At 72.9% G+C, this 25,863-nt stretch carries 21 protein-coding genes; 12 read left to right on the forward strand and 9 right to left on the reverse strand.

The genetic code is table 11. The features are described 5' to 3' along the window. The first annotated feature begins 57 nt into the window (after positions 1–57). Together metF and IE252_RS08855 are read left to right on the forward strand one after the other, a co-directional pair. Positions 58–975, forward strand: coding sequence for a methylenetetrahydrofolate reductase [NAD(P)H] (gene metF / locus IE252_RS08850; RefSeq protein WP_190088753.1), 918 nt, complete (start codon positions 58–60; stop codon positions 973–975). Positions 976–1,045: 70 nt separating this feature from the next. After that, entirely contained in the window at positions 1,046–1,918 is an 873-nt protein-coding gene (locus IE252_RS08855; RefSeq protein ID WP_190088754.1) for a hypothetical protein, read from the forward strand. 41 nt (positions 1,919–1,959) lie between these two features. Here the strand turns inward: IE252_RS08855 and IE252_RS08860 are convergent, their stop codons facing one another. The 5 genes from IE252_RS08860 to IE252_RS08880 form a co-directional block, all read right to left on the reverse strand. Next, positions 1,960–3,474, reverse strand: a complete 1,515-nt coding sequence (locus IE252_RS08860) for a phytoene desaturase family protein (RefSeq protein ID WP_190088755.1) — start codon at positions 3,472–3,474, stop codon at positions 1,960–1,962. Positions 3,475–3,528: 54 nt separating this feature from the next. Next, the gene (locus IE252_RS08865) at positions 3,529–4,146 is read right to left on the reverse strand and encodes a DUF4126 domain-containing protein (protein WP_190088756.1); all 618 of its coding nucleotides are present in this window, start codon (positions 4,144–4,146) and stop codon (positions 3,529–3,531) included. 397 nt (positions 4,147–4,543) lie between these two features. Then, positions 4,544–5,149 (reverse strand): TetR/AcrR family transcriptional regulator, encoded by a 606-nt coding sequence (locus IE252_RS08870; RefSeq protein WP_067158182.1) that lies wholly within the window; start codon positions 5,147–5,149, stop codon positions 4,544–4,546. Between the two features lie 28 nt (positions 5,150–5,177). After that, the gene (locus IE252_RS08875; RefSeq protein ID WP_190088757.1) at positions 5,178–7,262 is read right to left on the reverse strand and encodes a YhgE/Pip domain-containing protein; all 2,085 of its coding nucleotides are present in this window, start codon (positions 7,260–7,262) and stop codon (positions 5,178–5,180) included. Beyond that, positions 7,234–7,992: an ATP-binding cassette domain-containing protein gene (locus tag IE252_RS08880; RefSeq protein WP_190088758.1), complete on the reverse strand. Its 759-nt coding sequence runs from the start codon at positions 7,990–7,992 to the stop codon at positions 7,234–7,236. The genes IE252_RS08875 and IE252_RS08880 overlap by 29 nt, the downstream gene beginning before the upstream one ends. 177 nt (positions 7,993–8,169) lie before the next feature. On the opposite strand from IE252_RS08880, the gene IE252_RS08885 reads away from it, so the two are divergent. The 3 genes from IE252_RS08885 to IE252_RS08895 all read left to right on the forward strand — a co-directional run bounded on the left by IE252_RS08885 (position 8,170) and on the right by IE252_RS08895 (position 10,339). Continuing rightward, entirely contained in the window at positions 8,170–8,697 is a 528-nt protein-coding gene (locus IE252_RS08885; protein ID WP_190088759.1) for an SAV_6107 family HEPN domain-containing protein, read from the forward strand. Between the two features lie 142 nt (positions 8,698–8,839). Beyond that, positions 8,840–9,598 carry a methyltransferase gene (locus tag IE252_RS08890; protein ID WP_190088760.1) on the forward strand — a complete coding sequence of 253 codons (759 nt, stop codon included), beginning with the start codon at positions 8,840–8,842 and terminating at the stop codon, positions 9,596–9,598. Positions 9,599–9,940: 342 nt separating this feature from the next. Then, a complete protein-coding gene (locus IE252_RS08895; protein ID WP_190088761.1) occupies positions 9,941–10,339 on the forward strand; it encodes an SCO2097 family morphological protein in 399 nt (132 codons plus the stop codon). Positions 10,340–10,619: 280 nt separating this feature from the next. On the opposite strand, the gene IE252_RS08900 is transcribed toward IE252_RS08895, so the two are convergent. From IE252_RS08900 to IE252_RS08915, 4 genes are all read right to left on the reverse strand, one after another. After that, entirely contained in the window at positions 10,620–13,031 is a 2,412-nt protein-coding gene (locus IE252_RS08900) for a transglutaminase TgpA family protein (RefSeq protein ID WP_190088762.1), read from the reverse strand. Then, entirely contained in the window at positions 13,028–14,434 is a 1,407-nt protein-coding gene (locus tag IE252_RS08905; RefSeq protein ID WP_190088986.1) for a DUF58 domain-containing protein, read from the reverse strand. Before IE252_RS08905 ends, IE252_RS08900 begins: the two co-directional genes overlap by 4 nt. After that, entirely contained in the window at positions 14,434–15,444 is a 1,011-nt protein-coding gene (locus IE252_RS08910; protein WP_190088763.1) for an AAA family ATPase, read from the reverse strand. Before IE252_RS08910 ends, IE252_RS08905 begins: the two co-directional genes overlap by 1 nt. 302 nt (positions 15,445–15,746) lie before the next feature. Continuing rightward, complete coding sequence (locus tag IE252_RS08915) at positions 15,747–16,310, reverse strand: beta-class carbonic anhydrase (RefSeq protein WP_190088764.1); 564 nt, start codon at positions 16,308–16,310, stop codon at positions 15,747–15,749. Positions 16,311–16,794: 484 nt separating this feature from the next. Here IE252_RS08915 and rsmH point away from each other — a divergent pair, with 484 nt between their 5' ends. From rsmH to murD, 7 genes are read left to right on the forward strand one after another with little or no spacing between them, the layout of a single operon-like run. Next, positions 16,795–17,724, forward strand: coding sequence for a 16S rRNA (cytosine(1402)-N(4))-methyltransferase RsmH (gene rsmH / locus IE252_RS08920; protein WP_229848169.1), 930 nt, complete (start codon positions 16,795–16,797; stop codon positions 17,722–17,724). Continuing rightward, on the forward strand, positions 17,721–18,284 hold the full coding sequence (gene ftsL / locus IE252_RS08925) for a cell division protein FtsL (protein WP_190088765.1): 564 nt from the start codon (positions 17,721–17,723) through the stop codon (positions 18,282–18,284). The genes rsmH and ftsL overlap by 4 nt, the downstream gene beginning before the upstream one ends. A 4-nt stretch (positions 18,285–18,288) precedes the next feature. Next, on the forward strand, positions 18,289–20,220 hold the full coding sequence (locus IE252_RS08930) for a peptidoglycan D,D-transpeptidase FtsI family protein (RefSeq protein ID WP_190088766.1): 1,932 nt from the start codon (positions 18,289–18,291) through the stop codon (positions 20,218–20,220). A 14-nt stretch (positions 20,221–20,234) separates the two neighbouring features. Beyond that, the gene (locus IE252_RS08935) at positions 20,235–21,923 is read left to right on the forward strand and encodes a UDP-N-acetylmuramoyl-L-alanyl-D-glutamate--2,6-diaminopimelate ligase (protein WP_190088767.1); all 1,689 of its coding nucleotides are present in this window, start codon (positions 20,235–20,237) and stop codon (positions 21,921–21,923) included. Continuing rightward, positions 21,920–23,326: a UDP-N-acetylmuramoyl-tripeptide--D-alanyl-D-alanine ligase gene (locus IE252_RS08940; RefSeq protein WP_190088768.1), complete on the forward strand. Its 1,407-nt coding sequence runs from the start codon at positions 21,920–21,922 to the stop codon at positions 23,324–23,326. Before IE252_RS08935 ends, IE252_RS08940 begins: the two co-directional genes overlap by 4 nt. Further along, entirely contained in the window at positions 23,323–24,393 is a 1,071-nt protein-coding gene (gene mraY / locus IE252_RS08945; RefSeq protein ID WP_190088769.1) for a phospho-N-acetylmuramoyl-pentapeptide-transferase, read from the forward strand. The genes IE252_RS08940 and mraY overlap by 4 nt, the downstream gene beginning before the upstream one ends. Next, positions 24,375–25,814 (forward strand): UDP-N-acetylmuramoyl-L-alanine--D-glutamate ligase, encoded by a 1,440-nt coding sequence (gene murD, locus IE252_RS08950; protein WP_190088770.1) that lies wholly within the window; start codon positions 24,375–24,377, stop codon positions 25,812–25,814. Before mraY ends, murD begins: the two co-directional genes overlap by 19 nt. Positions 25,815–25,863 lie beyond the last annotated feature (49 nt).

Raw genomic sequence — 25,863 nt, forward strand, 5'->3', positions numbered from 1 at the left:
CGGACAAATTACCCCTGCCTTGTTGGGGGACCGCCAAGGCCTGGCTAACCTGCGAGTATGGCCCTTGGCACTGCTTCCACCAGGACCCATCGCGCGCGCACCGTGCGCGAGATGCTGGCGACCGGTGAGACGACGTACTCGTTCGAGTTCTGGGCGCCCAAGACCGAGAAGGGCGAGCGGAACCTCTGGAACGCGCTGCGCCGGGTCGAGGCGGTGGCCCCGAGCTTCGTCTCCGTCACCTACGGCGCGGGCGGCTCCACCCGCTCGGGCACGGTCAAGGCCACCGAGCAGATCGCGGCCGACTCCACCCTGACCCCGGTGGCCCACCTCACGGCGGTCGGCCACTCGGTGGCGGAGCTGCGCAACATGGTCGGTCAGTACGCGGACGCCGACATCCGCAACATCCTCGCCGTGCGCGGCGACCCGCCCGGCGACCCGATGGGCGACTGGGTCAGGCACCCCGAGGGCGTCACCTACGCCGCCGACCTGGTCCGGCTCATCAAGGAGTCCGGCGACTTCTGCGTCGGCGTCGCCGCCTTCCCGGAGATGCACCCGCGCTCCACCGCATGGGACACCGACGTACGGCACTTCGTCGACAAGTGCCGGGCCGGCGCGGATTACGCGATCACCCAGATGTTCTTCCGCCCGGAGAGCTATCTGCGGCTGCGCGACAAGGTCGCCGAGGCCGGCTGCGAGACCCCGATCATCCCCGAGGTCATGCCGGTGACCAGCGTGAAGCAGCTGGAAAGGCTGCCCCAGCTCAGCAATGCCGAGTTCCCGCCCGAGCTGAAAGAGCGGATCCTCGCCGTCAAGGACGATCCGGCCGCTGTACGCTCCATTGGCATCGAGTTCGCCACGGAGTTCTGCGCGCGGCTGCTCGCCGATGGCGTACCCGGGTTGCACTTCATTACCCTCAACAACTCCACGGCGACACTCGAGATCTACGAGAATCTGGGCCTGCACCAGCAGCCCTGATCAGTCGCATAGGGCGTACTGGCCGGCCGTCCCGCCAAGGGGACGGCGGCCTTTGGGAAGAGGGGCGTACATGGGCTGGGCGGTCCTCTACATCGCGTTCGGCGTCGTCGCGCTCTGGCTGCTCGGCGAGGTGCTCCTGCAGTACAAGGCGCGGCTGCGCTGGCGGCTGCTGGCCTTCACGGGCTTCATGGGCGTGGTCCTGGGCGTCCTCCTGCCGTCGGTCTTCGTGATCATCCTGGGCGCGCTGGCCTTCGCGGTCGGCCAGACCTACGTCACGCTCTCCTTCCGCCGGGGCTTCTCCACCGGCTGGGCGGTCGGCGGCAGGCCGGGCGCCAGCCGCCGGCGCCGCTCGGGCGCGGCGGCCCCGCTCCAGGACCCGGTGCTCCAGGTCTCCGACTTCCAGTACGAGGGCGACGGCGAGGCCGACGCCCCGCAGGACGCGAAGGCCGAGGCCGCCGACCCCGCCACGGCCGCGCGGGAGTCCGTCTACGAGCCGCAGCCGCTGCCCGACGACACCGGCCAGTACGGCGTCTACAGCGAGAACGCCCACGCCGGAGCCCAGCAGCAGTACGGCGGATACGACGCCGGACAGCAGCAGTACGCCGACCCGTACGCGGGCCAGTACGGCTACGGCACGGACACCGGGCAGCAGCAGTACGCCGCGTACTCCGACCCGTACATCGGCAGCGGCACCACCCAGGGCTACGGCGGCTACGACACCTATGCCGCCCCCCAGCAGGCCTACGCCGACCCCTACGCCCAGCAGTACGGCATGGACACCCCGCCCGGCGGGGTCTGGGTGCCGCAGCAGCGCGACAACGAGCCCCAGCCGTACGGCGAGGAGCAGCCCGCGCCGTATCCGCAGGGCGGCGAGTACGGCAACGGGACGGGCGGCGGCACCGGATCCGGGTACGTCAACGAGCAGCAGCCGTACCGCTATTGAGTGGTCGTCGGCCCCGCCGACGACCACGCCCGGCTACCGGCTCACTGCGAGCCGCGGAAGTCGTCGCCCTCCACGATCAGACCGCTGACCAGCGATCCGGACATCCCGGCGTGCGCGAGCCCGCCGCCGGGGTGGGCCCAGCCACCCGCCAGATACAGGCCCGGCAGCCGCGTCCGGTTGCCCGGGTGCAGCCGGGTGGCACCGGCCCCGGCCAGCGAGGGCGCCGGGACCGAGCCGCCCTCCGCACCGGTCTCGGCCTCCGTGTCGGCGGGCGTGCGCACCACGCGCCACAGGATCCGCTCCCTCAGCCCCGGCACCGCCGCCTCCGCGACCTCCACCAGCCTGTCCGCGTACCGCTCGCGGGCCTGCTCGTCCGTCCAGTCGAACGGGCCCTGAGGGGGCGCCGTCGCGGTCAGGACGACGGCCTCGTGGGCGTCGTCCGGCCGGGTCGCCGGGTCGTCGGGGCGCAGCACCGTGACCGTCGGCCGTATCGCCGGGTGGCGGGTGGTGAAGACCGCCTCGGCCTCCGCCGCCGGGTCGGGGGAGTGCACCACCGTGCGGTGCACCGCGTCGGCCGGGCGCCCGCCGCGCAGGGCGAGCAGCACCGTGAACCGGCCGGGGGCCAGGTCCGCGACCGGCCGCACATCGCCGTCCTGCCACGGCTCGCGCCCCCGCAGCGGGCCTGAGTCGGGGCGCGGCTGGGCGGCGAGGACCACCTGGTCGGCCTCCGCCACCTCGCCCCCGGCGAGCTCGACGCCCGCCGCGCGGCCGTCCTTCTCCACGATCCGGGTGACCTCGGCGTCGAAGACGAAGGCGACCCGGCGCGCCAGGCACCGCTCGTACACCGCGCGCGCCAGCTCCCGCATGCCCCCGCGCACGTACCAACTGCCGAAGCTCTGTTCCAGGTACGGGAGCAGGCCGGCGCTCGCCGGGGCCGTGCGGGCGTCCAGGCCCTCCGCCAGCGCGTGGCTCGTCAGGAGCTGGGCGAGCCGGGGGTCGCCCAGCTCCCAGGCGCCGACCTCCGCGAGCGTCGCCGCCTGGCGGGGGGAGCGCAGCAGTCGGCGCTGCTTGGGCGCCGGATACGGGTCGCGGGCCAGCACCTGCCAGTCGGGCCAGAGCGGCTCCTCCAGGAGCGGACGGCGCGAGCGGTCCCAGGCGTCCCGCGCGCGGCCCAGGAAGTCGCCCCACTTCTCGCCCGCGCCCGCGCCGAGCGCCCCGTCGAGCGCCGAGACGACGCCCGCGCGCGAGGCGTTGGGCAGCGAGACGTCCGTGCCGTCGGCGAAGAGGTGGCGGGCGGCCGGGTCGGTCGGGGTGAGCTCGACCCGGTCCTCCAGGGGCTCCTTGCCGGTCTTGAGGAACAGGTCCCGGTAGACCGCGGGCAGGCGCAGCAGCCCGGGGCCGGTGTCGAACGCGAACCCGTCCCGCTCGAACCTGCCCAGCGCCCCGCCGTACGTCGACGTGCGCTCGTACACCGTCACCCGGTGGCCTGCCACGGCCAGCCGGGCGGCAGCCGCCATGGCGCCCATCCCGGCGCCGATCACCGCAATCCGTGCCATGCCAGCGACTTTATCGGCCGCCACTGACAACGCCGGTGCCCGGGCCGGGCGCGCTCAGCGCGGCGGGCCGTGCTCCCCGGCCGCGGCCAGCCGCTTCTCTTCCCGGCGTTGGGCGCGGCGGCGCCGGAAGCGGCGGATCCGGCTCCAGAGGAAGACCAGTATCACCACGCCGAGCACCAGCAGCGTGCCCGCGATCACGGCCGCGGCGACCGGGTGGAAGATCGCGAAACTTATGATCCCGGCGACGCCCAGGTCCTCGGCCGTGCTCAGCGCGATGTTGCTGAACGGCTCGGGCGAGGTGTTCACCGCCATCCGCGTCCCGGCCTTGACCAGATGGCTCGTCAGCGCCGTCGAGCCGCCGATCGCGCCCGCCGCCAGATCCGGCAGCGACCCGCTCTGCCCGGCGAGCAGCGCGCCCACCACGGCGCCCGCGACCGGCCTGATCACCGTGTGCACGGAGTCCCAGACCGAGTCGACGTACGGGATCTTGTCGGCCACGGCCTCGCAGAGGAAGAGCACGCCCGCGACGATCAGGACGTCGGGGCGCTGGAGCGCGTCGGGCACCTCGTCGGTGACGCCGGTCGCGCCGAAGATGCCGAGCAGCAGGACCACGGCGTACGCGTTGACCCCGCTGGCCCAGCCGCTGGTGAACACCAGGGGGAGTACGGACACGGACGCGATCGTAACCAGTTCCGACTTCTTCGGACTGGGGTTGAGCACGGACGCCTGAGTATCCGTACTCACAAGATGAGATGAGTAATTGCGCGGATGGGTTCCCACCTGCGCGGACGGGAGAGTGGAGGGCACGGAGGGGGCAGGCGCGCCCGTACCGCCGACACGGGGCGGCGGAACGGCGCGGCTCCCCTGACGAACGGGGCACGGGGGGTACGGGGGTACTTGAAGTGCCCAGAGCGACGTACGGGGGACGTGTTCCGCGGAAATACGCCGGTGCGGCGAGGCCCAGGGGGGATCGGGGCCTCGCCGCACCGGTGTTTCCACTGCTTTCACCGGTCGCGAGCAGAGTTATTTTCCGTGAGTTTCTGCTGCTTCCACGCGCGCGTGGACGGAGTCAGCGGCCGCTGACCCGCCCGTGCAGCAGCCGGGAGAGGGCCGCGTGCACCTCGTCCAGGGAGCGCTCGCTCTGGAAGGCCTGCCAGTCGAGCGCGGCCACCAGGACCATCCCGACCAGCGCGGCCGCCGTGAGCGGGATGTCGATCTCCTCGCTCAGCTCGCCCTCCGCCACGGCCTCGCGCAGCACCGTCTCGACGACGGCGACCGCCTCCTGGCGCACCACCATCAAGGTGGACTGCCAGGCCCGGTTGGTCCGCCACAGCTCCGCCACGTACAGCTGGGTGAAGGCCGGATAGCGGTGGATGAACTCCAGGCCCGCCCGGATCATCGCGTCCAGCGCCTCGACCCTGCTGCCACCGCGCGCGTGGGTGACGTCGGCCGCCTCCTGGAGGGAGGCGGTGAGCAGCCCCACGCCGTGCCGCAGCAGCTCCTCGAACAGCTCGGTCTTGCTCTTGAAGTTGTAGTAGACGGTGCCCTTGGCGACACCGGCCCGCTCCGCGATCTCGTCGACGGTGGTCGCCGAGAACCCCTGCTCGGCGATGAGCGTCACCGCCGCCTCGTAGAGCTTCTGCCGGGTCGCCTGCCGTCTGGTGCTGCTGTCCATGCGGTCGATTCTCACAGGTCCGGCGCTCCTAGAGGGTCAGCTCGGGGTGGAGCCGGTCGAGCGTCCAGACCTGCTTCTTGCGGGCCGACAAGGCGGTCAGCGCCAGCGTGCCCACCGTGAAGGCGACCAGCACCGCGCAGCCCTGCCACACCGGCCCGAGCCCGCCGCCCGTGATCAGCCGCCGCAGCCCCTCGACGACGTAACTCATCGGCAGGTACGGGTGGATCGCGTTGAAGAACGCCGGGCTGGTCTGCACCGGGTAGGTGCCGCCCGCCGAGGTCAGCTGGAGCATCAGGAAGGCGAGCACCAGGATCCGTCCGGCCGCCCCGAAGCGGGCGTTGAGCCACTGCACGATCGCCGCGAAGCAGCACGAGACGAGCGCGAGGAAGCCGATGGTCCCGGCGGTGCGCTCCATCTGGAGGCCGAGCGCGAAGTGCAGCACCGCCATCAGCGCGCCCACCTGGAGCACTCCGACCGCCGCCACCGGCAGCCAGCCCGCCAGCGCGATCCGCCAGGCCGACGCGCCCGCCGCGAGCGCCCGCCGGTTGAGCGGCTGGATCAGCATGTACGCGACCATCGCACCCACCCAGAGGGAGAGCGGGATGAAGTACGGGGCGAATCCGGTGCCGTAGTTGGGCGCCTTGTGCAGCGCCTGCGAGGCGAGCTTGACCGGGTCGGCCATCACGTCGGTGCGCTTGTCGCGCTCCTGCTTGTCGTAGTCGGGGATCTTGCCGACGCCGTCGTGCAGACCGCCCGCCAGCTGGGCCGAGCCGTCGGAGAGCTTGAGCAGCCCGCCGTCGAGCGTGCCCGCGCCCTTCTTGAGCTTGCCGACGCCCGTGTCGAGGTCGCCCGCGCCCGTCTTGGCGGAGGTCAGCCCCTTGTGCAGGGTGCCCGCGCCCTTGGCGACCTCCTTGGCGCCCTTGTTGAGGGCGTTGACGTCGCCGACGGCCTTGTCGAGGTCCCTGGCGAGCGTCGGCGCGTTCTTGGCGAGCCGGCGCGCCTGCTTCTGGAGTTCGACCAGGTTCTTGTCGAGCGTCTTGAAGTCGCTGTTCTGGTCCTTGACCACCGCGTTGAGGTCCTCGGCGAGGGTGGCCGCGGTGGCCGCCGCCTTCTTGGCGCGCTTGAGCTCCGGGCAGGCCGGGCCGGGCGTCGCGGAGGACTCGCACAGCTTGCCGTAGACCGTGTTCAGGTCGTTCGACGCCTTGCGGGCGCCGGTCGCGGCGGCGGGCGCCGCCCTGATCACCTCGGCCAGGTGGTCGCGGACCGGCCCCACCGAGTCGTCGACCAGCTTGGCCGTGTCCCCGATGGCCTTGGCGTTCTCCTTCAGGAACGGACGCGCCTCGTCCGCCGCCGTGTTGACCTTGTTCGCCAGGGTCTGGGTGCCGGCCGCGACCTGGCGGGCGCCGTCCTCCAGGTCGGCGGAGCCGGTGTTGAGCTTCTTGATGCCGCCCGCAAGCTTGCCGCTGCCGGACTTGGCGTCGCTCAGCCCGTCGGCGAGGTCCTTGGAGCCCTGCTTCGCCTTGCCGAGGCCGCCCTTGAGGTCGGCTGCGCCCTTGGCGGCCTTCTCGGTGGCGTCGTGCAGGTCGGAGAACGAGATGAAGATCTTGTCCAGGAAGGAGCGGGAGGCCTTGGCGGAGGCCGCCGAGCGCACCTCGGAGAAGACCGTGCGGGAGATGGACCCCACGATGTAGTTGTTGGCGTCGTTGGTGCGCACCTGGAGGGCGCCCGTCTCCGGCGAGTCCCCGGAGCTCGACGCGATCCGCTCGCTGAAGTCCGCGGGCATCGTCAGGGAGAGGTAGTACGTGCCGTCCTCGACGCCCTTGCGCGCCTCCTCGTCGCTCACCTCGCGCCAGTCGAACGTCTTGCTCTGGCGCAGCCGCTCGGCGATGCCGTCACCGGCGGCGATCTTCTGGCCGCCCGCGGTCGCGCCCTTGTCCTCGTTGACCAGCGCGACCGGTACCCGGTCGAGCCGCCCGTACGGGTCCCAGAACGACCACAGGTAGAGCGCCCCGTACAGCAGCGGCAACAGCAGGAGCGCCACCAGCGCCGCGCGCGGCAGCTTCCCCCTGCCGAACCGCTTCAGCTCAAGCGCGGCCAGTCGTGGCGAACGCATCCCCCGCCCCCTCCTCGTGCTCGTCGTGCTTGCTTTCCGTACTCCGTACGGTGATGTCGGCGTCCCCGGGCGCCTGGCTGCAGACGGCGATCACCGTCGTACCGGCGTCCGCGACCGACCGCAGCAGCGCCCAGGCCTCGGCGCGCTCGGCGTCGGAGAGCTTCAGGTCGGTGTCGTCGACGCCGAGCAGCCGAGGCCGGCCCATCAGCCCGAGCGCCACGGACAGGCGCAGCGCCTCAAGACGCTCCAGATCGCGTACGGACGTGCGCTCGCCCTTCGGCAGCGCGGCGAGGTCCAGGCCCGCGGCCTTCAGCGCCTCGTCGATCGCGGCCCTGGCGGTGGTGCGGCGCTCGGCGGGCGTGCGCAGCAGGGCGCGTACGGACCCGTCGAAGCGGCGCTGGAGCAGCGCCCGTTCGCGCAGGTGCTCGGCGACGGTCAGGGCGGGGTCGAGGTCGCTGACCCCCGGGACCGGGCCGAGCGCGCTGAACCGGCGGACGGCGGACATCCGGCGCGGCAGCCGCTCGCCGCCGACCTCGGCCTGGCCCTCGGTGGGTTTCATCCGGCCGGTGAGGGCCAGCAGCAGACAGGTGCGCCCGGAGCCGGAGGGGCCCTCGACGGCGACGAGCGAGCCGGGCGCGGCGTCCAGCCGCACGCCCCGGAAGACCCAGCCGCGCGGCCCCTTGAGCCCGAAGTCCTCGGCGGTGACGCCTGCCCCGTGCGGGCTGTCCACGTTCCCCCCCATTCTTTGAACTGACTGGTCAGTACAAAAGATAGCCCGAACCTGCGTACGGGACAAAGGGGCAGGTCAAGGGTGGGAGCGGGGCGGGCGACGGCCGATTGTCAGTGGTGGCCCTCACGATGGACACATACGGCCACAGCGCCGTCACACGACGACAGGAGGTTCGTCATGGCCAGCCACCGCGCGGCAGCCGCTCACCGGCGCCGCCCCACCGGCCCTGCCCCCTCACTGAACGGTGCCGCGAGCGACATCCACCCGGTGCTGCGCCGGGACGGTGCGCCACCCGCCGCCCTCGACCTGCTCGCCCAGGCCCGCAGCGGTCTGGACGAGGCCGCCGTGCTCGACACCCCCAACGAGCGGTACGCGACGGCGCACCTGGCCGCCCTGCGCACCGCGGCCGCCGTGCTCGCCGCCCGGGGCCGCCCCGAGACCGCCCCGCGCCGCCGCCAGCGGATCCGCAGCGCGTGGGAGGTGCTGCCCGAGATAGCGCCCGAACTGACCGAGTGGAGCGCGCTGTTCGCCTCCGGCGCCACCCGCCGGGCCCGCGCCGAGGCGGGCATCCAGGGCGCGGCCACCGGCCGCGACGCCGACGACCTGATCCGCGACGCCGCGATGTTCCTGCGCCTGGTCGAGCGCCTCCTCGTCCTCCAGCCCGTGCTGCCCCAGCCCAGGACCCGGGAGCCGGACGCGGGGTGAGGAGGGGGCCTGGACGGCGACGGGGGTGCGGTGAGGTGCGGGGATGAGCCGGGGGAGGCCCGCGAGGCAATAGGGTGGACGGGCCTTCACCGTTCTTTGCCCCGCCGTCCCGCGGCGGCGCCGCGCCGAGGAGTCAACTGCCGTGCCGGACCCCATGCGCCCCCGCGCCTCTCTCCGTACCGCCGTGGTCTGGGAGGTCCTCAAGGACGCCCTCGACCGCCGGGTCAAGGCCACCGGGCGCGAGGCGCTGGACGTCCTGGACACCGGTGGCGGCTCGGGCAACTTCGCCGTGCCCGTCGCCCGCCTCGGCCACCGGGTCACCGTGGTCGACCCCAGCCCGAACGCGCTGTTCGCCCTTGAGCGCCGGGCCGCCGAGGCCGGGGTGGCCGACCGGGTCCGCGGCGTCCAGGGCGATGTGCTCGGCCTGTTCGACGTGGTCGAGCGCGGCGGCTACGACGCGGTCCTCTGCCACGGCGTCCTCGAGTACGTCGAGGACCCGGCCGAGGGCGTGCGCAACGCGGTCGACGCGCTGCGCTCCGAGGGGGCGCTGAGCCTGCTCGCCGCCGGACTCGGCGGCGCCGTGCTCGCCCGCGCGCTCGCCGGGCACTTCACCGAGGCCCGCCGGGCCCTGGGCGACCCGGCCGGGCGCTGGGGCGACGGCGACCCGGTGCCCCGGCGGTTCACGGCCGAGCAGCTCACCGAGCTGGTCGCCGCGACCGGCGTGGAGGTGGGCGCGGTGCACGGCGTGCGGGTCTTCGCGGACCTGGTCCCCGGGGTCCTCGTGGACACCGAGCCGGGCGCCCTGGACGCCCTGCTGAAGCTGGAGGCGGCCGCCGCCGAGCTCCCCGCGTTCCACTCCGTGGCGACGCAGTTGCACGTCCTGGGCGAGAAGCGCGCCTGACCCCCGTCCGGCCGCTCGGGCGGCTCCGGTGCGCCCGGTCGGCCCGGCCCCCGTCACACGCCCGGCCGTCCCCGCGCTGATCAGCGGCGCTGTCCCGGACGGCGTAGCGGCATGGAGTACGCCACAGGCCCCCCGATCGGCGGCTTCGCCCCGTATGATCGGGGTACAACGTCCGGCATGGCGGGTCGTTCGATGGGGAATCCACTCCCCACCGGGCGGGCCGCCGTGGCGGCTCGGATTGGCGAATTGGCGTAGAGGGCGGGTTTCACGGGGGCGATTCCCTGCCTATCCTGAAGGGGCCGCATCCGGTCGCCCCCCGCGACCGACGAGTAGGAGGACTCCGTGCCGCTCTCGGAGCACGAGCAGCGCATGCTCGAGCAGATGGAGCGAGCGCTGTACGCCGAAGATCCCAAGTTCGCGACAGCGCTTGAGGGAAGCGGGCTGCGTACGTACACCCGACGACGGGTCTACCAGGCGGTCGCTGGCTTCCTGGTGGGTATCGCGCTCCTCATGATTGGTATCGGGCAGGGGATCTGGATCAGCGTGGTCGGGTTCCTCATCATGCTCGGCTGTGCCGTGCTCGCGGTCACCGGCTGGCGCAAGGCGCCACGGCGCGGTGAGCAGCCCGCGGGCGGTGGTGCGGTGGCGCGGCCTGCGGCGCGCACGCGCGCACCGAAGCGGTCGATGATGGACCGCATCGAGCAGCGCTGGCAGCGGCGCCGCGACGAAGGCGGCCGCTAGGCCCTGCGGGGCTGCAAGCTTGGACACGGCTGAGGGGCGACCACCGACGGTGGTCGCCCCTCAGCCGTACCCGCTCGGCCTGCGGCCTTTGCTCGTCCTCAAGCGCCGGACGGGCTGATTGATCGGCCCCGGCCCCGATTGCTGCCGCCTTGCCGTGCGGGCCATCGCCTCGGCCTGCGGCCGTCGCTCGTCCTCACACGCCGGACGGGCTGATTGGTTGCCCGCCCGGCGCTTGAAGGGAAACCGGCCCTGCCGAAGGGACTCCGGCCCCTTCAGGGACTCACGCCGACCCCCGTGTCGGCCGACGCGTCGGCCTCCGTACCAGCGTCCGCACCCTGCTCGCCATACGCGACGTCGCCGCTTCCCACTTCGCCGTCGCCGCCCACGCCAGGCGGGCCGCCGAGCGGGGGGCCAGGTCGGCGCGGAGGCGGGGGCCGGTGGGGAGGGAGGCGCGCAGGCCCGTGCGGATGCGGTCGGCGTCCTCCGTGAGGCCCGTGGGGCGCTGCGGGCTCGGGGCGTACAGCACCTGCTCCACCGCGCTCGCCGCCCGGTGCACCGACTCCGCCGACGCGCCGTCCAGAGCGCCGAGCCGCACCATGCGGGCCGCCGCCTTGCGCGGGGTCAGTGAGTCGTCGGGGGCGATGCCGTGGTCCCAGGCCGTGTCGATGACCTCGCGCCACACCGTCAGCGTGGCGGTGACCGGATCGGCCTCGGGGTGCCCGGCGCGGGCCAGCCGCCGTGACCGTACCCGGCGCCGCCACAGCCAGGGCAGCAGCGGCAGCGCCAGTGCCGCCAGCACGCCCAGGGCCACCGCGGCCACCGTGGCCAGCGGGGTCCCGCCGTCGTCGCCGCCCGTGGGGGCCGCCGGGGCCACCGCGCCGCACTCGTTCTGCTTGCGCATCTGCGCGGGGCAGGAGGACGACGGGGTCGGCGCCGTGGAGGGCTTCGTCGAGGGGCCCTCGGACGGCTTCACCGGGTTGCTGGGACCGCCCGACGGGGTGTCGGGCCGGGTGTAGTCCGGGGCCGAGCCGCGCGAGGGGGTCGGCTCGAACCGGGTCCAGCCCACGCCCTCGAAGTACAGCTCGGGCCACGCGTGCGCGTCCCGAAGCCCCACCGACATCGTCCCGTCCGCACGCGGCTCGCCGGGCGTGAAGCCCACCGCCACCCGGGCCGGTATGCCCAGGGTCCGGGCCATCGCGGCCATCGAGAAGGAGAAGTGGACGCAGAAGCCCTGCTTGTCCTTGAGGAAGCGGGCGATCGCCTCCGTACCGCTGCCGGACTCCACCTGGGTGTCGTACGTGAACCCGCCCTTCACCGCGAACCAGTCCTGGAGCATGACGGCCCGCTGGTAGTCGGTGGTCGCGCCCTTGGTGACGCGGCGGGCCGTCGTGTTCACGATCCTCGGCAGGGTCTGCGGGACCTTCGTGTACTCCTGCACCAGCGCCGGGGGAGCGGGCTGCGAGGCGGCCAGCTGGTCCGCCGTCGGCCGCACCTGAAGGCTGCTGACCTGGTACTGCACGCCCTGCGTGGTCTGGCCCCGGTCGCCGACGAGGGTCCGGCCGACCGGCTCGAAGCGCCAGTGCCCGCCGATGTCGACCTTGGTCGCCGGGTAGGGCATCGGCAGCCAGTTCTGGGTGTACCAGCCGGCGGCCGAGACGCTGGTCCTTATCTCCGCGGTGCCGATCGCCGGGCTCAGCCCGTCGGGCTGCGGCAGCACGTCCGGCACGTCCTTGATCTTGCGCTCGGACGACTTCCAGGAGGCCCCGTCGAACTGGTCGAGGGCCACGATCCGCAGATACAGGTCCTGGGTGTCCTGGGCGTTGGTGCGGTAGCGCAGGACCTCGCGGTCCTCGGGCTGGTTGAGGCTGTTCTGGAGCGAGACCAGCGGGTTGACCGCCGAGATCGTGCCGCCCCCGCCGCCCTCACCACCGGCGCCCCCGGAGCCGCCGAGCAGCCCGGTGCCCATGGCGGGCAGCGCGGCCGGGATCACCAGGGCGATGCCCAGGGCGAGCGCCCCGATCCGGCGGCCGGTGCGGACCGGCGCGAGCGGGCCGCCGTCCGACTCGAACGGCGTCTGCGGTCGGCCGGAGCGGGCCGCCCCGCCGAACATCCGCCCCCACTGGGAGAGCCGGTCGCGGCCCTCGGCGAGCAGGAGCAGCAGATAGCCGGCGGCCGCAAGCAGGAACCACAGCCAGCTCGCCCCGCCATTGGAGAGCCCCGCGGCCACCGAGTACAGCGCGAGCAGCGGCAGCCCTGCCGGGGCGGCGCTGCGGAAGGTCACGGCCAGCGCGTCCACCGCGAGCCCGATCACCAGCGTGCCGCCGACGACCATCAGCCGGATGCCGTCGGTGCTCGGCGCCGGGATCGTGTACCGCCCGACGTCGTCGGCGCCCTGCTGGAGCAGCTGGGAGAGGTGTTCGAAGGCCTCCGGGCCCGGCAGCAGCCCGACGACGGCCTGCTCCCTGGCGAACACCAGGGTCAGCAGGACCAGCGTCACCACGGCCTGCACCAGCACCGTCAGCGGCCGCGCCAGCGGCACCCGGCGGGCGAGCGCGCCCACCCCCGCCTGGAGGGCGAGCAGGAACGCGGCCTGCACGATCCAGGTCGCTCGGTCGACCAGCGGCAGCAGGGAGCACGACGCCATCACCGTGGCGGCGAAGGCGCACAGCGCCAGCCGTCCGCGCCCGCTCATGACCACGCCCCTGACATTCCCGGTATCCCCGATGTTCCCGACGGCCACGAGGCGCCGCCCGAAGCGGCCCCCGTGCCCGTCCGTTCCTGACCCGCCTGCCGCCACAGGGCCGCGAGCGGTGCGCCCGGCGGCACGGCGAGCGCCGTCCACCCGGCCTCGCGCAGCAGCCGCAGCGACCGCTCGGCCGGGCCGTGGCCCCCGGGCGGCGGCGAGCCGTGCGTCCACAGGTCGCTGTCCAGGACGAAGGCCACCGCCGCGCCGCTGCGCTGCCGCATCTTCGCCGCGACCGCGGCCTGCTCCTCGTCGAGGTCCCCGAAGAAGGCGACGAGCAGTCCTTCGTTCCCGCCGCGCAGCACGTCGTACGCGCGCGAGAGCCCGCCGCCGTCGGAGTGGTCCACGACCGCGAGGGTGTCCATCATCAGCCCGGCCGACTCCGAGGAGTCCTGGGTGGAGCCGGCGAACCCGCCTGCCCCCTCGCCCGGCACCGAGCTGCCGGTGTCGGTCAGCAGCCGCACCGAATAGCCGCGCTCCAGCATGTGCACCAGCGCCGAGGCCGCGCCCGAGACGGCCCATTCGAAGGCCGAGTCGGGGCCCGCGCCCGCGTACGCGATGTCCCGGGTGTCGAGCAGCACCGTGCACCTGGCCCGCTGCGGCTGCTCCTCGCGGCGCACCATCAGCTCGCCGTAGCGCGCGGTGGAGCGCCAGTGCACCCGGCGCAGGTCGTCGCCGTGCCGGTACAGGCGCGGGATGACGTCGTCCTCACCGGCGAGCGCCAGCGAGCGCTGGCGGCCGTCGCCGTATCCGGCGGCCTCGCCGGAGAGCCGGACGGGAGGCAGCGGCTCGGTGCGCGGTATCACCGTGAGGGTGTCGAAGGCGCTGAACGCGCGCGTGAGCTCGCACATCCCGAACGGGTCGGTCAGGCGCAGCTGGAGCGGGCCGAGCGGATAGCGTCCGCGCAGGTCGGACCGGACCCGGTAGGACACCTCGCGCTTGCCGCCCGCCTCCACCCGGTCCAGGACGAAACGGGGCCGTGGACCCAGCACGTACGGCACCCGGTCCTGGAGCATGAGCAGGCCGGTGGGCAGCCGGGACACGTTGTCGACGCGCAGGTGCACCCGGGCCTCGGAGCCCGCGGGCACGCGCGCGGGGGAGAGGCGCCGGCTGCCCGCGACCCGGTAGCGCGTGCGGTACAGGACGGTCGTGCAGACCAGGGGCAGTACGGCGAGCAGCAGCCCGACCCGCAGCAGATCCTCCTGGCCCAGTACGTACGCACAGATCGCGGCGGCGATTCCGGCGGCCAGGAACGACCGGCCGCGGGTGGTCAGCCCGGACAGGGCGGCCCGGGCCCCGCCCTTCTCGGCGCTCTCCGGCCCGGCCTCGGCCGGGGGCGCACCGGCCGCCATCACAGCCGCCGGGTGCCGGGCTGCTGCTGGCCGTAGAGCGGGCCGCCCGCCTGCGGCACGGGGGTGTGCTGGAGGATCTCCAGGACGACCTGCTCGGCGGTGCGGCGGTTCAACTGGGCCTGGGCGGTGGGCAGCAGCCGGTGCGCGAGGACCGCGACGGCGAGCGCTTGGACGTCGTCCGGCAGTGCGTACTCCCGGCCGCTCAGGGCCGCGGTCGCCTTGGCCGCGCGCAGCAGGTGCAGGGTGGCGCGCGGCGAGGCGCCGAGTCTGAGGTCGGGGTGGTTGCGGGTGGCCCCGACCAGCTGCACCGCGTACCGCCGGACGGCTTCGGCGACGTGGACCTTGCGGACCGCGTCGACGAGCTTGACGATGTCGTGCGCGTGCGCCACCGGCTGGAGGTCGTCGAGCGGCGAGACCGCGCCGTGCACGTCGAGCATCTGGAGCTCGGCCTCGGCCGACGGGTAACCGATCGAGACGCGGGCCATGAAGCGGTCGCGCTGGGCCTCGGGGAGCGGGTAGGTGCCCTCCATCTCCACCGGGTTCTGGGTGGCCACCACCATGAAGGGGCTGGGCAGTTCGTAGGTCTGGCCGTCGATGGTGACCTGGCGCTCCTCCATCGACTCCAGGAGCGCGGACTGCGTCTTGGGCGAGGCGCGGTTGATCTCGTCGCCGATCACTATCTGCGCGAAGATCGCACCCGGCTTGAACTCGAAGTCCCGCCGCTGCTGGTCGTAGATGGACACACCGGTGATGTCCGACGGCAGCAGGTCCGGTGTGAACTGGATGCGCCGCACCGAGCAGTCGATGGACTTGGCCAGCGCCTTGGCCAGCATGGTCTTGCCCACGCCGGGGACGTCCTCGATCAGGAGGTGCCCCTCCGCGAGCAGTACGGTCAGCGAGAGCCGTACGACCTCGGGCTTGCCCTCGATCACACCCTCCACCGACCTGCGGACTCGCTCCGCAGTGGCGGTCAGATCTGTGAGGCTCGCTCGCTCGTCATAGGTCGTCACCCGGCCCTCCTCGGCCCTTCCCCCCGCTCAGGGAGCGGGGGGTTACCCCAGTTGCCTGCGGGCCGGCGCACTGGAAACGGCACGGCCCACCTCGAAATACGGACACCGCGCCCGAGGCGTTCGGACGGATGCCACACCCGCATTCTTGTTGCCGTCGCCGCGTCGTGTCACTCGCCTGTGGATAACTGGAGGGGATATGTCGGGGGTTGCCGTGTTTTTGTCACCGAAGGGAACCCGAAGAGATTCCGAAGCGACGCGGAATCGAGTCCGAAACGGGCCCGTCGGCGGGGATCGGCGCGGGCTCAGGCCGCCGGGTCTATTTCGCGGAGCAGGCCGGTGGTGACGTCGAAGACGAATCCGCGCACGTCGTCGACGTGCAGCAGGAACGGCGAGGTGCGCACGCGCTGCATGGACTGGCGTACGTCCTGGTCGACGTCGCGGAAGGACTCCACGGCCCAGGCGGGGCGCTGGCCGACCTCGTCCTCGATCTCGTGGCGGAAGTCCTCGGTGAGGGACTCCAGGCCGCAGCCGGTGTGGTGGACGAGCATGACGCTGCGGGTGCCGAGCGCCCGCTGGCTTATGGTCAGCGACCGTATGACGTCGTCGGTGACCACACCGCCGGCGTTGCGGATGGTGTGGCAGTCACCGAGTTCCAGGCCGAGGGCCGCGTGCAGGTCGAGACGGGCGTCCATACAGGCCACGACGGCGACGCGGAGGACTGGTCGGGCGTCCATGCCCGGGTCGCTGAACGCGTCGGCGTACCTGTGGTTCGCCTCGACCAGTCGGTCGGTGACGGTTCCCCCGTCACGGACCGCGAGGTGGGGGCGGACGGGGTGCTCTGCGGGGCGGTGCGCAGGAGTCGACATGTCTATGACGGTAGTCGCCCTAGATCGTTCAGTCTTGTCCTGGGGACGGAAAAATCCCGTCAACTCGGTCGGTTGTGAGGTAACCCACAAGCGTGGTAATCGGTCGCCCGTGCGGGTGAAAAGCGCACCCCGCGACGCGCTGGGCCGTTGATTGACCGAAAGGACCGGTGGACTAAAGTGACGCGAAGTGGGAGGGGTGACACGCTCCGGCCCGCTTGCGGGGACAGATTCCGTATCCGCAGTACAGAGCAGTTGCACAGTTTCCCCCCGCGTGCGCGGCGCGCGTACGGCTCGGCCTCCCCCCGCTCGCCGGTCGGCTGACGCCACTTCCCCGGCGCCGGCAGACCTTCCGAGCGGGTGGGGACCCGGCGGTATGCGCCCGGTGCCCGCCGGACCTGAGAGGGCCAAAGTGACAGGGCGCGAAGCGCTTCCCAGCGAGGGCGGCGACGGGCGACGGGAGGGACAGAGCCGGCACGTCCCGGTGATGCTCCAGCGGTGCCTGGACCTGCTGGCCCCGGCCCTGACGCAGCCGGGGGCGGTCGTCGTCGACTGCACCCTGGGCCTCGGCGGCCACAGCGAGGCACTGCTCACCCAGTTCCCCGAGGTGCGGCTGATCGCCCTCGACCGGGACAAGGAGGCCCTGCGCCTCTCCGGCGAGCGCCTGGCGCCCTTCGGCGAGCGCGCGACCCTGGTCCACGCCGTCTACGACGAGCTCCCCGAGGTCCTGGACCGGCTCGGCGTCCCGCGCGTCCAGGGCATCCTCTTCGACCTCGGCGTCTCCTCGATGCAGCTCGACGAGGCCGACCGCGGCTTCGCCTACGCGCAGGACGCCCCGCTCGACATGCGCATGGACCAGACCACCGGCGTCAGCGCGGCCGAGGTGCTCAACACCTACCCGCCGGGCGAGCTGGTGCGGATCCTGCGGCAGTACGGCGAGGAGAAGCAGGCCAAGCGGATCGTCTCGGCGGTCGTCCGCGAGCGCGAGAAGGAGCCGTTCAGCAACAGCGCGCGGCTCGTCGAGCTGATCCGCGACTCGCTGCCGCAGGCCGCCAAGCGCACCGGCGGCAACCCCGCCAAGCGCACCTTCCAGGCCCTGCGCATCGAGGTCAACGGCGAGCTCTCGGTCCTGGAGCGGGCGATCCCGGCGGCCGTGGCGGCCCTGGACGTCGGCGGCCGGATCGCGGTCCTCTCGTACCACTCGCTGGAGGACCGCCTGGTCAAGCAGGTCTTCGCGGCCGGCGCCGCCAACACCGCCCCGCCGGGGCTGCCGGTGGTGCCCGAGCAGTACCAGCCGCGCCTGAAGCTGCTCACCCGCGGCGCCGAGCTGCCCACCGAGGAGGAGATCGCCGAGAACCGGCGGGCGGCCCCCGCCAGGTTCCGCGGCGCCCAGCGGATCCGGGAGGACCTGCGGTGAGCGGACCGGCCAGGCAGCTGCGGGGGCGGGCGGCCCGGCTCGGCCGGCTGCTGCCCCCCGCGGGCGCCCGCAGCGCCGCCCGCACCCCCTTCGTGCTGCTGGTCGTCGTGCTCCTCGGCGGCGGTCTGATCAGCCTGCTGCTGCTGAACTCCGCGCTGAACGAGGGCTCGTTCAAGCTGAGCGAGCTGCGCCGCCAGACCACCGAGCTCACCGACGAGCAGCAGGCGCTCCAGCACGACGTGGACGGCCTCTCCGCCCCCGACGCGCTCTCCCGCCGGGCCACCGAGCTCGGCATGGTCCCCGGCGGCAGCCCCCTCTTCCTCAACCCCGACGGCACGGTCAAGGGGGTGCCCGCCGCGGGCGCCGCCCAGCCGGCCCCGGCGCTCAGCCCGGAGATGGTCCAGGGCGCGGCCGTGACCGCCCCCGCCACCGAGACTCCGGCACCCAACGCCCAGCCGGTCCCCGCGCCCACCCCCTCCGGCACGCCGCCGCGTGCCACCGCTCCCGCCGCGCCCCCGGCGCCCGCCCCCGCGAAGACCTCCCCGACCCCCGGCAGGTGACGCAGTGAGCCCCCAGGAACCGCCGCGCCGCCGGGTGCCAGGACCCGCGCGGCCGCGCCCCCAGGCCCGCCCGGCGCAGCGCCGCCCCAAGGCCCCCGCGCGCATAAGGCTCGGCAGCCCCCGGCCCCGGCTCCGCCTGGTCAGCCTGGGGCTCACCCTCATCATGATCGCGTTCGTGGTCCGGCTGCTCCAGGTGCAGGCGGTCGACGCCAGCGCGTACTCCGCCAAGGCGGAGAAGAACCGGTACGCCAGCTATGCGCTGCCCGCCGAGCGCGGCGAGATCACCGACCGCGCCGGCATCGCGCTTGCCACCAGCGTCGACGCGTACGACATCACCGCCGACCCGTCGATGTTCACGCCGAGGACCAGCAAGGCCGACGACGCCCCCGAGCAGGCCGCGGCCCTCCTGTCCCCGCTGATCGGCAAGGACCAGGACGAGATCGCCAAGAAGCTCAAGACGCCCAGGAGCCGCTATGTGGTCCTCGCCCGCCGCCAGACGCCGCAGGTGTGGAACCAGATCAAGGACCTGAAGAAGGTCTTCGCCGAGAAGGCCCGGGCCGATCTGGCCAAGGGCGGCCCCGGCGCCAATGTGCTCGGCGGCGTCTTCAACGAGTCCAGCAGCAAGCGGGTCTACCCCAACGGCGACCTGGCTGCCGGGATACTGGGTTACGTCAACGCCGAGGGGCGCGGTGGCGGGGGCTTGGAGTCCCAGCTCGACAAGGTCCTGGCGGGCCAGGACGGCAAGATCAGCTACGCCCAGTCGGGCGGCCGCCGGGTGCCCACCGCGGGCACCCACGAGACCCCGGCCGTGCCCGGCTCGGGCGTCGAGCTGACCATCGACCGGGACATCCAGTGGATGGCCCAGAAGGCCATCACCGACCAGGTCCGCAAGTCCCAGGCCGACCGGGGCTATGTGGTGGTCCAGCGCACCGACACCGGCGAGGTCCTGGCCATGGCCAACGCCCCCGGCTTCGACCCCAACGACCTCTCGCACGCGAACAAGTCGGCGCTGGGCAACCCGGCCGTCCAGGACGTGTACGAGCCGGGCTCCACCGCCAAGGTCATGTCCATGGCCGCGGTCCTGGAGGAGAACGCGGCGACCCCGCTGACCCACGTCACCGTGCCCAACCGGCTGCACCGCGGCGACCGGCTGTTCAAGGACGACATCGACCACCCGACCTGGAACCTGACGCTCAACGGCGTCCTCGCCAAGTCCAGCAACATCGGCACGATCCTCGCCGTGGAGCAGCTCGGCAAGACCGACGCCGAGGCCGACCAGGTCCTCTACTCGTATCTGCGCAAGTTCGGCCTCGGCTCGCCGACCGGCCTCGGCTACCCCGGCGAGACCCCCGGCATCCTCGCGCCGCCGCAGAAGTGGTCGACCTCCCAGCAGTACACGGTCCGCTTCGGCCAGGGCCTCTCGCTCAGCGCCATGCAGGCGGCGTCGGTGTACTCGACGATCGCCAACGGCGGGGTGCGGCTCGAACCGACGCTGGTACGCGGCACCAAGGGCCCCGACGGCCGCTTCACCCCGGCCCCCGCGCCCAAGCAGTCCCGGGTGGTCAGCGAGAAGACGGCCAGGACCGTGGCCGAGATGCTGGAGTCGGTCGTCGGCGACGAGGAGGGAACCGGAATCAAGGCCCGCATCCCCGGCTACCGGGTCGCGGGCAAGACCGGAACCGCCAACCGCGTCGACCCCAAGACCGGCCGCTACCACGGCTACACCGCTTCCTTCGCCGGTTTCGCCCCCGCCGACAAGCCGGCCGTCACCGTCTACTGCGCCATCCAGAACCCCACCAAGGGCAGCTACTTCGGCGGCCAGATCTGCGGCCCGATCTACAAGCAGGTGATGGAGTTCGCGCTCAAGACCCTGCAGATCCCGCCGACCGGCGCCAAGCAGCCCAATCTGCCCGTCTCCTTCGGCGGCAACGACTGAATCCGGAACCATCAGTGACAACCATCACCCCCGGTCCCGGGAACCAGGACCGCAACCACCACGCCCCGCCCCCCTCTTTTGGCGACCCGGCGGGTACGCCCGGTACGCTCACCGCCGTGCCACACGCTGATCAGTACCGAACCACCCCGCAGGACGCCCCCGCGCACCAGCCGGGAGCGCCCCGGCCGGACCGGCCCCGCCCGACATCCCTGGGCGAACTGGCCGACCGGCTGGGTGCCGAGACCCCGGGGTCGGGAGAGGTCACCGGCATCACCCACGACTCCCGCGCGGTCCGCCCCGGCGACCTCTACGCGGCCCTGCCCGGCGCCCGCTTCCACGGCGCCGATTTCGCCGCCCAGGCCGCGGGCCTGGGAGCCGCCGCCGTCCTCACCGACCCGGCGGGCGCCGAGCGCGCCGCCGCGACCGGCCTGCCGGTCCTGGTCACCGAGGACCCGCGCGGCGCCATGGGCGAGCTGGCCGCCGAGATCTACGGGCGCCCCGGCCGCGACCTGCTCCAGCTGGGCATCACCGGAACCTCCGGGAAGACCACCACCGCGTACCTCGTCGAGGGCGGGCTGCGCGGGGCCGGACACCGCACCGGCCTGATCGGCACGGTCGAGATGCGCATCGGCGACGAGCGCATCAAGTCCGAGCGCACCACCCCCGAAGCCACCGACCTGCAGGCCCTGTTCGCGGTGATGCGCGAGCGCGGGGTCGAGTCGGTCGCCATGGAGGTCTCCAGCCACGCGCTGGTGCTGGGCCGGGTCGACGGCTGCGTCTTCGACGTCGCCGTCTTCAACAACCTGAGCCCGGAGCACATGGAGTTCCACTCCGACATGGAGGACTACTTCCAGGCCAAGGCGCAGCTGTTCACGCCGGAGCGCGCGCGGCTCGGCGTGGTGAACCTCGACGACGAGTACGGCCGCAGGCTGGCCGCCGGCGAGTCCGGCATCGAGGTCACCACCTTCTCGGCCGAGGGCCACCCGGACGCCGACTGGCGCGCCGAGGACGTGGACGTGCGTCAGGACAGCTCGACCTTCACGGCCGTCGGCCCCAAGGGCGAGCGGATCTCCGCCACCGCCCCGCTGCCCGGCCCCTTCAACGTGGCCAACACCCTCGCCGCGATCGTCACGCTGGCCGTCGCGGGCATCGACCCGCAGACCGCCGCCGACGGCGTGGCCGCCGTACCGGGCGTGCCCGGCCGCCTGGAGCGGGTGGACGCGGGCCAGCCGTTCCTGGCGGTGGTGGACTACGCGCACAAGACGGACGCCGTCGAATCGGTTTTGCGCTCGCTGCGCAAGGTCACCCGGGGCAAGCTGCACATCGTCCTGGGCTGCGGCGGCGACCGCGACCAGACCAAGAGAGCGCCGATGGGCGCCGCGGCCGCCCGGCTCGCCGACACCGCCGTACTGACCTCGGACAACCCCCGTTCCGAGGACCCCCTCGCCATCCTCGCCGCGATGCTCGCGGGCGCCGCCGAGGTGCCCGTCCACGAGCGCGGTGACGTCCTGGTCGACGCCGACCGGGCCGCCGCCATCGCCGCGGCCGTGGCCCGCGCCGAGCCGGGCGACACCGTCCTGGTCGCGGGCAAGGGCCACGAACAGGGCCAGGACACCGCCGGAGTGGTCCGCCCCTTCGACGACCGCCTGGTCCTGCGGGCCGCGATCGAACACCGCCAAGCACAGTCAGGGATGAAGCAGTGATCGCCCTCTCCCTCGCCGAGATCGCCGAAATCGTCGGCGGGCAGTCGTACGACATACCGGATCCGTCCGTCCAGGTCACCGGATCCGTCGTCATCGACTCCCGCCTGGTGGCGCCCGGTTCCCTCTTCGCCGCCTTCGCGGGCGAGCACGTCGACGGCCACGACTACGCGCGCGTGGCGTACGAGGCGGGAGCGGTGGCCGTGCTGGCCGCCCGGGCCGTCGGCGTGCCCGCGATCGTCGTCGACGACGTCCAGGGCGCCCTCGGGGCGCTGGCCCGCGAGGTCGTGCGCCGCCTGGGCACCGACGTGGTGGCGCTCACCGGCTCCTCCGGCAAGACCTCCACCAAGGACCTGATCGCGCAGGTGCTCCAGCGGCACGCGCCGACGGTCTACACGCCGGGCTCGCTCAACAACGAGATCGGCCTGCCGCTGACCGCGCTCACCGCCACCTCCGAGACCCGGCACCTGGTCCTGGAGATGGGCGCGCGCGGCATCGGCCACATCCGCTACCTCACCGGTCTGACCCCGCCGCGCATCGGGCTCGTCCTGAACGTCGGCACCGCCCACATCGGCGAGTTCGGCGGCCGCGAGCAGATCGCCGAGGCCAAGGGCGAGCTGGTGGAGGTGCTGCCGCAGGACGGCTGCGCCGTGCTGAACGCCGACGACCCGCTGGTACGGGCCATGGCGCCGCGCACCAAGGCGCGCGTCCTGCTCTTCGGCGAGGCCGAGGACGCGGACGTACGCGCCGAGAATGTCCGGCTCACAGACGCCGGACAGCCTTCCTTCAGGCTTCACACACCCTCCGGGTGCAGCGACGTGACCTTGCGCCTGTACGGTGAGCACCACGTGTCGAACGCGCTCGCCGCGGCCGCCGTCGCCCATGAGCTGGGCATGTCCGCAGACGAGATCGCCCGCGCGCTCTCCGAGGCGGGCACCCTCTCCCGCTGGCGTATGGAGGTCACCGAGCGTCCGGACGGTGTGACAGTCGTCAACGACGCCTACAACGCGAACCCCGAGTCCATGCGAGCCGCCCTGCGCGCGCTCGCGGCCATGGGCAAGGGGCGCCGTACGTGGGCGGTGCTCGGTCCGATGGCCGAGCTCGGCGACGAATCGCTCGCCGAGCACGACGCGGTCGGACGGCTCGCCGTCCGGCTCAACGTCAGCAAGCTCGTGGCAGTCGGGGACCGGGAAGCGTCCTGGCTGCAACTGGGCGCATATAACGAGGGTTCGTGGGGTGAGGAGTCGGTGCACGTGTCCGACGCACAGGCGGCCGTCGACCTGTTGCGCAGTGAACTGCGCCCGGGAGACGTCGTGCTGGTGAAGGCATCGCGGTCGATCGGCCTGGAACGGGTGGCACTCGCGCTGCTCGACGGTGGCGTCGAGGGCGAGGTCGCCGCCCGATGAGGCAGATCCTCTTCGCGGGAGCCATCGGTCTCTTCCTGACCCTGGTCGGCACCCCGTTGCTCATCAAGCTGCTCGCCCGCAAGGGCTACGGCCAGTTCATCCGCGACGACGGCCCGCGCGGCCACGCCGGCAAGAAGGGCACGCCCACCATGGGCGGCATCGCCTTCATCCTGGCGACGCTCATCGCGTACGCCGCGACGAAGGTGATCACCAGCGAGGACCCGACCTTCTCGGGCCTGCTGGTGCTGTTCCTGACCGCCGGCATGGGCCTGGTCGGCTTCCTGGACGACTACATCAAGATCGTCAAGCAGCGTTCGCTGGGCCTGCGCGCCAAGGCGAAGATGGCCGGACAGCTGATCGTCGGCATCGCCTTCGCGGTCCTGGCGCTCCAGTTCGCGGACAAGCGGGGCAACGCCCCCGCCTCCACCAAGCTCTCCTTCATCACGGACTTCGGCTGGTCCATCGGCCCGGTCCTGTTCGTGATCTGGGCGCTGTTCATGATTCTCGCCATGTCCAACGGCGTGAACCTGACGGACGGTCTGGACGGCCTGGCCACCGGCGCGTCGGTGATGGTCTTCGGCGCGTACACCTTCATCGGGCTGTGGCAGTTCCAGGAGTCCTGCGCCAACGCGCAGACCCTGACCAACCCCAACGCCTGCTTCGAGGTGCGCGACCCGCTGGACCTCGCGGTGGTCGCCTCGGCCCTGATGGGCTCCTGCTTCGGCTTCCTGTGGTGGAACACCTCGCCCGCCAAGATCTTCATGGGCGACACCGGTTCGCTCGCGCTCGGCGGCGCGCTCGCGGGTCTGGCGATCTGCTCGCGCACCGAGTTCCTGATCGCCCTGCTCGGCGGCCTCTTCGTGATGATCACCATGTCGGTGGTCATCCAGGTCGGCTCGTTCAAGATGACCGGGAAGCGCGTCTTCCGGATGGCCCCGCTCCAGCACCACTTCGAACTCAAGGGCTGGTCCGAAGTCCTTGTGGTGGTGAGATTCTGGATCATCCAGGGCATGTGCGTCATCGTGGGTCTGGGTCTCTTCTACGCGGGATGGGCAGCCGACAAGTGAGTCAGAGCTGGCAGGGCATGCGGATCACCGTCGCCGGTCTCGGGGTGAGCGGCATCAGCGCCGCCCGCGCCCTGGCCGGTCTCGGCGCCGTGGTGACGGTCGTGGACGGCGGCGACTCCGGTACGCACCGGGAGCGCGCCGCCGAACTGGCGGAGGAAGGTATCTCCGTCCGCCTCGGGGACGCGGAAACGCTCCCCGAGGGGACCGGTCTGGTCGTCACCTCGCCCGGCTGGAAGCCCGACTCCCCGCTGTTCGCGGCCGCCGCCGAGGCGGGCGTGGACGTGGTCGGCGATGTGGAGATCGCCTGGCGGCTGCGCGGCGAGAACGCCGCGCCCTGGCTGGCGATCACCGGCACCAACGGCAAGACCACCACCACCCAGATGCTGGCGTCGATCCTGCGCGCGGCGGGCCTGCGCACCGCCGCCGTCGGCAACATCGGCACGCCGATCGTCGACGTGGTGCTCGGCGAGGAGACGTACGGTGATCTCGACGTACTCGCCGTGGAGCTCTCCAGCTACCAGCTGCACTGGGCGCCCTCGCTGCGTGCCCACTCGGCCGCCGTGCTCAACCTGGCCCCGGACCACCTCGACTGGCACGGCTCCATGGAGGCGTACGCCGCCGACAAGGGCCGCATCTACGAGGGCAACACGGTCGCCTGCGTCTACAACGTCGCCGACCCGGCCACCGAGGACCTGGTCCGCGAGGCCGACGTCGAGGAGGGCTGCCGGGCCATCGGCTTCACCCTCGGCAGCCCGGGCCCCTCCCAGCTCGGCGTCGTGGACGGCATCCTGGTCGACCGCGCCTTCGTCGCCAACCGGCAGAAGAACGCCCAGGAGCTGGCCGAGGTCGCGGACGTCAACCCGCCGGCTCCCCACAACATCGCCAACGCCCTCGCGGCGGCCGCGCTCGCCCGCGCCTTCGGCGTCGAGCCCAAGGCCGTACGGGACGGGCTGCGGGCCTTCCGCCCGGACGCCCACCGGATCGCGCACGTGGCGGACGTCGAGGGCGTCGCGTACGTGGACGACTCCAAGGCGACCAACACGCACGCCGCCGAGGCCTCCCTGGCCGCCTACGAGCCGATCGTCTGGATCGCCGGGGGCCTCGCCAAGGGCGCGTCCTTCGACGAGCTCGTCCAGCGGTCCGCGAAGCGGCTGCGCGGGGTCGTCCTGATCGGCGCCGAGCGCCACCTGATCGCCGAAGCGCTGGCGCGACACGCCCCCGAGGTACCGGTGGTCGACGTCGAGCGGACCGACACTGGGGCGATGTCCGAGGCGGTCCGCGCGGCGGCCGGGCTCGCGAAGCCCGGGGACACGGTCCTGCTGGCCCCGGCCTGCGCCTCGATGGACATGTTCACCAACTACAACAAGCGCGGCGAGGCCTTCGCGGAAGCGGTCCGCGGACTCGCCGCCGAGCGCGCCTAGCCGGCCGGGACCCCGTCCCGCGGACCGGCGGCGCCGGGCACGACTGGAG

The organism is Streptomyces melanogenes, assembly GCF_014649795.1.
Lineage (GTDB): Bacteria > Actinomycetota > Actinomycetes > Streptomycetales > Streptomycetaceae > Streptomyces > Streptomyces noboritoensis.